We start from the raw sequence: 8901 nt of genomic DNA, 5'->3' as shown, positions 1-8901 counted from the left end.
ATCGTGCTCGGCGCATCGATCGAGCCGGATCTTTCGGTCGCGCATGCCACGCCGGTGGTGCGAAGCGCGCCCGACCGTATCATCGCCGCCGCGGCGCTCGCCCACCGCTATCCGAACGCCCGCATTGTTTTTTCCGGCGGCAGCGCCAACCTGATTTCCAACGATGCACGGGAAGCCGACTATGCCGGCGAAATCTTCGAAAGCCTCGGCATCGCCAGGTCGCGGCTGACCATGGAACGGCGGTCGCGCAACACGCGGGAGAACGCCGAATTCGCCAAGGCGCTGGTGGCGCCGAAAGATGGCGAGCGCTGGCTATTGGTGACCTCGGCGTTCCACATGCCGCGATCGGTCGGCCTGTTTCGAAAGGCGGGATTTGCGGTGGAGCCTTATCCCGTCGACTGGCGGGTCGGCGGGCGCGGCGATCTCCTGACGTTCGCCAATGTCGCGGTCGATGGATTGGGGCGCGTCGACCTTGCGGTGCGCGAGTGGACGGGTCTTGCCACCTATCGGGCCACCGGCCGGATCGATGAGTGGCTGCCGGGACCGGTGCCGAAGTAGCGGTCGCAACGCATAATCAATCAGGCTAGACTTGGCGCCAACAGGCGCGCAGGGTTCGCCGATTGGGGAGTTTACGCCATGCAACAGCAAACGCCGCCGGAACAATTCGATCCGGCCGGCATGGTGGCCGATCTGAACAGCCTGCTTCGCCTGAAAACCACCGTGACCGGCATCAAGATGTTCGCGCGGGTCGAGGACATGGAGGCCATTCCAAAAATCCGGCGGCCATCGGCGGTTCACACCACCGACCAGATTGTCAGCATGGCCTCGCGGCTCGGCTGGACCGTCGGCATCACCGGTGACGATCTGGTCGGCGCGCAATGCCGCGCCGTGATCGGGCTTGGACCGCAGGACGAAAAATGGCTCGCCGGGGAAAACTATGTCGGCGTCTGGCATGGCACCGCGGAAGATGCGCGCAAGCGCCAGCAAGCGCTCGATGTCGTGCCCTATGGCCGGTATCAGGCACTCGCGGTAAGCCCGCTCGGCGCTGGCCGGCTCAATCCGCCCGACATCTGCCTGGTCTATGCGACGCCCGGCCAGATGATCATCCTGATCAACGGCCTGCAATATACCGGCTACAAGAAGTTCGAATGGGGCGTGGTCGGCGAGACCGCATGCGCGGATTCATGGGGAAGGGCGCTCAAGACCGGCGAGCCCAGCCTGTCGCTGCCGTGCTTTGCCGAGCGCCGCTATGGCGGCGTGCCGGACGAGGAGATGCTGATGGCGCTGCCACCCGCCCATCTCGCCAAGGCCATCATTGGCATGAAGGCGCTGGCCAGGAACGGCTTGCGCTATCCGATCGCGCCCTATGGTATTCAAAGCGACGTGCGCGCCGGAATGGGCGTTTCCTACGCCAGGAAATAAGCTTAGACGACTGGCTGTCATTGCGAGGAGCGACTTGTCCGCCGTAGCTCAACAAGCGAAGGGCGGAAGCGACGAAGCAACCCATTCTTTCTTTTCGCGGCTCTATGGATTGCTTCGCTTCGCTCGCAATGACGGAAAAATCCAATCATCACCTCATGGAAACCAAACATGTCATCGTCGAAATTCGACATCGTGGTGTATGGCGCCACCGGTTTTACCGGCCAGCTCGTCGCCGAATATCTCGCCGCGCATTACAAGGGCGACAGCGGCCTGAAATGGGCGATGGCCGGACGCAGCCAGGACAAGCTCGCTGCCGTGCGCGATGCGATCGGCGCGGGCGCGGATACGCCGCTGATGGTCGCCGATGCCGCCGATCCGGTGTCGCTGAAGGCCATGGTGGCACAGGCCAGGTCGGTGATCTCCACCGTCGGCCCGTACCAGCTTTATGGCTCAGACCTGCTCGCGGCCTGTGTGGCGTCCGGCACGGATTATTTCGACCTCTGCGGCGAGCCGATCTGGATGCGGCAGATGATCGACAAGCACGAGGCCGCCGCCAAAACCAGCGGCGCGCGCATCGTGTTCTCCTGCGGCTTCGACTCGGTGCCGTTCGAGCTTGGCGCGTTCTTCGTGCAGGAGGAAGCCAGGCGCGTGTTCGGCGCGCCGGTGTCCCGCGTCAAGGGCCGCGTGCGCGACATGCGGGGCACGCTCTCCGGCGGCACGGCGGCGAGCGGGCGCGCGACATTCGAGGCGGTCGCCAGGGACCTCAGCCTTGTCGCCATCCTGAACGATCCATTTGCCCTGACGCCCGGCTTCAGCGGCGCGAAGCAACCGAAAGGCAACAGGCCGGCCTATGAGGAAGATCTGCAATCCTGGACGGCGCCGTTCATGATGGCGTTGATCAACACGCGCAACGTCCATCGCTCCAACATGCTGATGGACTTTCCCTATGGCAAAGAGTTCGTCTACGACGAGATGGTGCTGACCGGCCCCGGCGAGAAGGGCGAGGCGAATGCAAAGCGTGTGATGGCCGCCAACGCCGAAAAGACCGGTCCCAACGCGCCGAAGCCCGGCGAAGGCCCGTCGAAGGAAGAGCGCGAGAGCGGCCTCTACGATCTGCTGTTCGTCGCCATCGCGGCGGACGGGCGTCAGGTTCGCGCCGCCGTTCGCGGCGATCGCGATCCCGGTTATGGCTCGACCTCGAAGATGATTTCGGAATGCGCGATATGCCTGTTGCGTGACGCGCCGGATGTTCCCGCGGGCATCTGGACGCCCGGTGCTGCGATGCGCCACAAGCTGATCAGGCGGCTGGTCGACCATGCCGGCCTGACCTTCACGGTCGAGAAATAAGCCAATGGCGGCAGCCGGGTCACCGGCAGCCAGGCGAACGGGGTCTAGGAAGCCGTCACGGTCGCCGTGACGGCTGCCTGGTTCGAACGCATTCGATGGCGCTCGGCGGCAACAAACAGGCCCCACATCGCGCCCAGCATCATCCAGAAATGCCGCCAGTGGTCGGTGTCGATGATGAAGCCTTCGCCGACCGTGCCCAGAAACGCCGCGAAGATCGCCAGATAGCTGCGCTGCCAGGGCACGCGCACGAAGGCATACCTGAAACCGATGAAGCAGGTGACAAAAACCAGCGCCGGATAGCAGACGCCGGAAATCCAGCCGCCGGACATGAAGGCGTTCAAATAGGAGTTATGCGTGTCTTCGGGAAAATAACGGTGAAACTGCAGCGGGCCGATGCCGAACGGCAGCTCGAGCGCCATCTCGGCGCCGAGGATGTGGCGGCCGAAGCGGCCGAAGCGGCCATCGTCATAGCTCTGGTCGAAGCTCGCGCGCTGCTTGAACATATCGGCGATCGAGTCGAACGACAGCAGCACCGCGACCAGCATCGCCGCGATCGCGGCGGCCACGATGGTCGTGATTACGATGCGCGAACGCTGCGCCTGCGACGCGCTGGTCAGCACCATCAACGCCAGCATGAAGGCGGCAGTGATGACAAGCCCGCCCCAGGCCGCGCGCGAAAACGCCAGCAGGATCGCCAGCGCCAGCACGCCGAGCGCGATCGTGCTGCGGAACGATTTTCCGAGCCGGTCCGAAACCACGCTTTGCAGCAGCAACAGCGACGGAAGGATCAGGAATGCGCCCAGCACGTTCGGATCCTTGAAGGTGCCACGGCCGCGGCCATACAGCGTGAGCAGATCGTGGCCGCCGGGAACCAGGTTGAAATAGCCCGCGATCGCCGCCAACGACGCGATCATCGCGCCTGCGATCAGGCCGCGCCGGAGCATGTCGAGCCGGGCGGCGGCATCTTCGGACAAAACCATCGCAAACAACATCACGGTCACCGCCATGTACCAGGAGGTCGCGATCCAGCTGGCGACTTCCGGCCTGTCGAGGACCGGAACGGCGCCGATGCTGTAGCCGAAATTGATGGCAAACAGCAGCAGCAGCAGCGGCATCAACACCAGCCGAAGCCGCAAGCCGGTGGCAAAAAAGATGACGATGGCGGCAAGCGTCACCAGCTCATAGGGGCTCGGTTCGACAAACACGATGGCGACGGAGGCGCCGGCCAGCCATACCAGCGCGCGCTGCAATGCCAGCACGCCCGGTGCGGCCGTCACCGATGGTAGGCAAGCCTCGGCAGTCGCATACGCCATCAGATACTCACGCACTCGCAAAACAAGCGGAACCGCCCTTTCCGTCTTTGCGAGGAGCGGATGCGACGAAGCAGTCCATCTTCCTTTACGCGGCGCGATGGATTGCGTCGCGGAGCCTGTCATCGGGCGCGCATTCGCGCGACCCGGTGGCTCGCAATGACGTCCTTGGCATCAGTAGGCGTTCTCGTTCTTCGTCATCAGCGCCAGCGGCGTCTTGAGGAGGATGTAGAGGTCGAACAGCGCCGACCAGTTCTCGATGTAATAAAGATCGAACTCGACGCGCTTCTGGATCTTTTGCTCGCTGTCGACTTCGCCGCGCCAGCCATTGATCTGCGCCCAGCCGGTGATGCCGGGTTTGACGCGGTGGCGGGCGAAATAGCCGTCCACGGTCTCGTCGAACAGCCGGCTCTGCAACTTGCCCTGCACGGCGTGCGGGCGGGGACCGACCAGCGAGAGATTGCTCTTGAACACGACGTTGAAGAGCTGCGGCAACTCGTCAAGGCTGGTCTTGCGGATGAAGTGTCCGACGCGGGTGACGCGGGGATCGTTCCTGGTCACGACCTTCGACGCGGTCGGATCGGCCTCGTGATGGTACAGCGAGCGAAACTTGAAGACGTCGATGCGCCCGTTGTTGAAGCCGAACCGTTTTTGGCGGAACAGCACCGGACCCGGGCTGTCGAGCCTGATCGCCAGCGCGACCAGCCCCATCACCGGAAGCGCCAGCAGCAGCACCGCCGCGCCGACCACATGGTCGAACAGCCATTTCATCACCAGATCCCAGTCGGTGATCGGCGCCTCGTACATTTCGAGCGTCGGCACCTCGCCGAGATAGGAATAGGAGCGGGGACGGAAGCGGAGCTTGTTGGTGTGCGCCGAAAGCCGGATGTCCACCGGCAGCACCCACAGCTTCTTCAGCATTTGAAGAATGCGCGTCTCGGCCGAGATCGGCAGCGCGAACAGCACGAGGTCGACGCGGGTGCGGCGGGCGAATTCGACGATATCGTCGACCTTGCCGAGCTTCGGGCTGCCGGCGCAAGTGTCCAGCGCGCGATCGTCGTTGCGGTCGTCGAACACGCCGAGTACCTCGATGTCGGAATCGGACTGCACCTTGAGCGCCTCGACGAGCTGTTCGCCGTTCTGGTCGGCGCCGACGATGATGGTGCGGCGATCGAGCCTGCCCTGGCGTGCCCAGCCGCGCACCATCGCCCGCAGGCACAGGCGTTCGGCGATCAATGCCGCCAGGCCGACAAGGAAGAAGGACGCAAGCCAGAGCCGCGAAACATCGCTGCCGAGCCTCGCGAAGAACGACACCCCGATGAACAGCAGGAACACCAGCGCCCAGGACGAGATCATCCGGGTCATCTGGCGGAGCTGTTCGCGAAACACCTGCACCTGGTAGATGTCGGCGGCCTGGAAGCAGACCACCGCGGTTGCGGTCATGCCGACGACCGCCGCGACATATTCGAAGCGAAAGCCGTCCAGCGGCATCACATGGAAAAGATAGAGCGCGCCGCCGACAAGGCTGAGCATGACGAAATCGATCGCGCGCACCGCGCCCGCGATCACGATCGGGGAATAGGCTGGTTTGACTTTCTGGCTGGCGACGGCAAGCGCGGCGGGAGAAAGCCGGCGCCGCCGCTCGGCCGGCGGGCGGTCGGCCGTGGCGGTCGCCGTGGCATCCAACATCGAGCGAGCGTCCATCGGTTCCACTTGTCCCAGATTCGTTGTTGCGCGAGCAGATGGGCATGCGCGCATCGGGGCGGAATTCCCCGCCTCACGGCTTACGGGACAAATCGGAAGAAACGGTTACAGCGGCAAAGAACGGTCAACGATTGGCAAACGCGTCGCGATAGCCCGCCAATACGCCTTCGACCATGGCTTGCTGCGAAAAATGCGCGGCGATTCGTTCACGAAGCGATTTTGCGCGCGCCGCGGCTCCAGCGGGATCGTCGAGCGCCGTCTTGATCGCGGCCGCCATCGCGTCGACATTGTGGGGGGCAAACAGCGCATCGGTGTGGGGGCCGCAAATCTCGGGGATGCCGCCGACATTCGCCGCCACCATCGGGATTCCCGCGGCCGCCGCCTCGATCACGACATAGGGCATCGAATCCCCGCGCGAGGGGACCACCAGCAGCCTGCCCTTCGAAAAGCCATGGCGCGCTTTGACATGGCCGATCAGGCGCACGGCGTCGCCGAGCGCGAACCGCCGGATCTGGGCCTTGATGGTGTCGAGTTCCTCGCCGTCGCCGGCCAGCGTCAGGGTCACGGGTCGGCCGTCGGCGCGCAGCCGCGCCACGGCGTCGACCAGGAGATCGGCGCCCTTGATGTGCCGGAACTCGCCGACATAGACGATGTCGGTGGCGTCGTCGGCCCTGACCACGGGATCGAACTCTTCGGCGGCGACGCCATTGAACACGCAGCGCACCAGACCGCTCGGGGTCCCGATCGTCCGCTGATAGGTATCGCGGGCAAACGCGCTTTCGAACAGGAACAGGTCGGTGTTGTTCATCAAGGCGCGCTCGAGGCGGCTGTAGAAATTGCCCTTCATCGTGTCGAGCGGGTAGTGCAGCGATCCGCCATGCGGGGTGTAGACGCGAATGCTGCGTTTCGAGCGGGACCGCAGCCGGAGGTAAACACCCGCCTTGGCGCCATGGCCGTGCAGCACATCAGGCTTTAGCTGCCGGATCAGGCGCACCAGGTTCGCCCAGACCAGAATGTCGGCGAGGCCAGGCTCGCGCCTGATGGCAAGCCGGCGAACGCCAAGTTTGAGACGCGGCTCGATCGCGGCGAGCGCCGCCGCGGCGCGCTCGCCACCCGTCAGACTGTCGGCAATGATGCCGACGTGGTGGCCGCGTTCGATCTGTCCGTTGGCGAGATCCAGGATATGGCGAATAATGCCGCCGACCGGGGCGCGGACGGCGTGCAGGATACGGAGCGGCCGATCCGATGTCATCGATCAGAGCCAGCTTTCGCCGATGAGCGGGACGGGTGCGATCGCGTGCGACTTACTATGGGCGGTAGCGTCAAAACCACTTGGCTGCGCTACCGCAAACGGCACGGCTGCGCCCACGCAGCCCAACAAGGTGAGCGCAGCGACCAGACACATTCCTGCGGCGCGCGCGCCTCGCATCCAAGAATCCTGAAAAACTGTTGCGCCCGATTTAGGGCTTTCATGGTTAACAAAACATGACCGGCGACAAGGTTGCGGGCTCACATTCGCGCCGCAAATCGGGCGAATTAACCCGGCGGCAACCTTAGTGGATTGTAATCCGCCGAGTCCAGGTTCGGCGAAGTCCAGGTTCTGTCAAGTCCAGGTAGGGTAGCGGCGTCCGCGGGAGTGTGCGATGCGTTTGGCGTTCTGGCGTGCAGGCAGGGACTGGGAGGCGGTGCGACGGGCGATCTCGCCACTTGCGCCGGCCGTTTCCGCGCCGGCCTCCGGCGATCTCGATCTGCGCCTGCTCGGTCAGGCGCTGATCCGGAAGCGGAACTGGATCATCGTCCCGACCGTGCTGGCCGCCGTGCTGTCGATCGCCGCCGTCAACACCGTCACCCCCCGATACAAGTCGGAAGCGCGTATCCTGATTGACGGGCGCGAGAACATATTCTTGCGGCCGAACGGCGAGCGCAGCGAGGAGCGCGGCGCGCTCGACGCCGAGGCAGTGACGAGCCAGGTGCAACTGTTGCTGTCGCGCGATCTGGCGCGCGAGATCATCAGGAAGAACGAGCTCGCCGAACGCCCCGAATTCGATCCGGTGCCGCGGGGATTTTCGCCGCTGAAGTCGCTGCTGGCGTTGTTCGGAATCGGGCGCGATCCGTTTTCGCTGACGCCGGAAGAGCGGGTGCTGGAGGCCTATTTCGATCGCTACACCGCCTACGCCGTCGACAAATCCCGCGTCATCGTCATCGAGTTCCAGTCGCGCGATCCGGAACTCGCGGCGCGCGTCGCCAATTCGATCGCCGAGGGCTATCTGGGGCTGCAGCAGGGAGCCCGGCAGGCGCAGGCAAAATCCGCGAGCCAATGGCTGTCGGGCGAAATCGACAACCTCCGCAACAAGGTGGCGGAGGCGGAATCGCGCGTCGAGGATTTTCGCTCGAAGTCGAGCCTGTTCGTCGGCACCAACAATACCACGCTCTCCAACCAGCAGATGGGCGAACTGAACACCCAACTGAACAATGCCCGCGCGCTGAAGTCGGATGCGGAAAGCAAAGCGCGGCTGATCCGCGAGATGTTGCAGGGCGGCAAGCCGATCGAGGCTTCGGAAGTGCTCAATTCCGAACTGATCCGCCGGTTGTCCGAACAGCGCGTGACGCTGCGCGCGCAACTGGCCGAACAGTCCTCGACATTGCTCGGCGGCCATCCGCGCATCAAGGAATTGAAGGCGCAACTCGCCGATCTCGATCGCCAGTTGCGCGAGGAAGCAAGCAAGGTCTCCCGCGCGCTCGACAATGACGCGCGCATCGCCGGCGGCCGGGTCGAGGGGCTGAGCGCGAGCCTCGAGCAATCGAAGAGGCAGGCTTCCTCGACCAACGGCCAGGACGTCCGGCTTCGTGCGCTGGAGCGTGAGGCCAAGGCCCAGCGCGACCTGCTGGAGTCCTATCTGGCAAAATACCGCGAAGCAAATACGCGGGAGAATATCGACGCGGCGCCGGCCGATGGCCGCATCATTTCGCGCGCCACCGTTTCCAACACGCCGGCCTATCCGAAGAAGCTGCCGATCGTGCTGATCGCGACGCTGGCGACGCTGTTGCTCGCGACCGGCATGATCGTGACCGGCGAGCTGCTGCGCATGACCGCGCCCGGCGCTGCCGTGGCCGCGGC

7 protein-coding genes are annotated in these 8901 nt (G+C 64.4%); 4 read left to right on the top strand and 3 right to left on the bottom strand.

Translation table 11 applies throughout. The annotated features are described in order from the left end of the window. The 3 genes from WCE35_RS00175 to WCE35_RS00165 form a co-directional block, all read left to right on the top strand. Window positions 1-558 (top strand): YdcF family protein (locus tag WCE35_RS00175; RefSeq protein ID WP_424591333.1); only part of this gene is annotated, 558 nt, incomplete at its 5' end. Window positions 559-636: 78 nt separating this feature from the next. Continuing rightward, complete coding sequence (locus WCE35_RS00170) at window positions 637-1422, top strand: DUF169 domain-containing protein (RefSeq protein ID WP_424591332.1); 786 nt, start codon at window positions 637-639, stop codon at window positions 1420-1422. A 168-nt stretch (window positions 1423-1590) separates the two neighbouring features. Next, entirely contained in the window at window positions 1591-2769 is a 1179-nt protein-coding gene (locus tag WCE35_RS00165; protein WP_424591331.1) for a saccharopine dehydrogenase family protein, read from the top strand. 44 nt (window positions 2770-2813) lie between these two features. Here the strand turns inward: WCE35_RS00165 and WCE35_RS00160 are convergent, their stop codons facing one another. The 3 genes from WCE35_RS00160 to WCE35_RS00150 form a co-directional block, all read right to left on the bottom strand. Further along, window positions 2814-4082: an O-antigen ligase family protein gene (locus tag WCE35_RS00160; RefSeq protein WP_424591330.1), complete on the bottom strand. Its 1269-nt coding sequence runs from the start codon at window positions 4080-4082 to the stop codon at window positions 2814-2816. 171 nt (window positions 4083-4253) lie between these two features. Further along, a complete protein-coding gene (locus tag WCE35_RS00155) occupies window positions 4254-5768 on the bottom strand; it encodes an undecaprenyl-phosphate glucose phosphotransferase (protein ID WP_424591329.1) in 1515 nt (504 codons plus the stop codon). A 139-nt stretch (window positions 5769-5907) separates the two neighbouring features. Next, window positions 5908-7035 carry a glycosyltransferase family 4 protein gene (locus WCE35_RS00150; protein WP_424591328.1) on the bottom strand — a complete coding sequence of 376 codons (1128 nt, stop codon included), beginning with the start codon at window positions 7033-7035 and terminating at the stop codon, window positions 5908-5910. A gap of 391 nt (window positions 7036-7426) precedes the next feature. Here WCE35_RS00150 and WCE35_RS00145 point away from each other — a divergent pair. Then, window positions 7427-8901: GumC family protein (locus tag WCE35_RS00145; protein WP_424591327.1), on the top strand; the 1475-nt coding region annotated here is incomplete at its 3' end.

This window comes from Bradyrhizobium sp. (assembly GCF_049691595.1).
Classification (GTDB): domain Bacteria; phylum Pseudomonadota; class Alphaproteobacteria; order Rhizobiales; family Xanthobacteraceae; genus Bradyrhizobium.
The sequence above is the reverse complement of the archived record's forward strand: the minus strand, read 5'-3'. Positions and strand labels throughout refer to the sequence as shown.

Bases quoted from the DNA above. Each gene is read 5' to 3' on its own strand.
- WCE35_RS00170 (WP_424591332.1), top strand. From the start codon at position 637: ATGCAACAGCAAACGCCGCCGGAACAATTCGATCCGGCCGGCATGGTG.
- WCE35_RS00165 (WP_424591331.1), top strand. From the start codon at position 1,591: ATGTCATCGTCGAAATTCGACATCGTGGTGTATGGCGCCACCGGTTTT.
- WCE35_RS00160 (WP_424591330.1), bottom strand. From the start codon at position 4,082: ATGGCGTATGCGACTGCCGAGGCTTGCCTACCATCGGTGACGGCCGCA.
- WCE35_RS00155 (WP_424591329.1), bottom strand. From the start codon at position 5,768: ATGTTGGATGCCACGGCGACCGCCACGGCCGACCGCCCGCCGGCCGAG.
- WCE35_RS00150 (WP_424591328.1), bottom strand. From the start codon at position 7,035: ATGACATCGGATCGGCCGCTCCGTATCCTGCACGCCGTCCGCGCCCCG.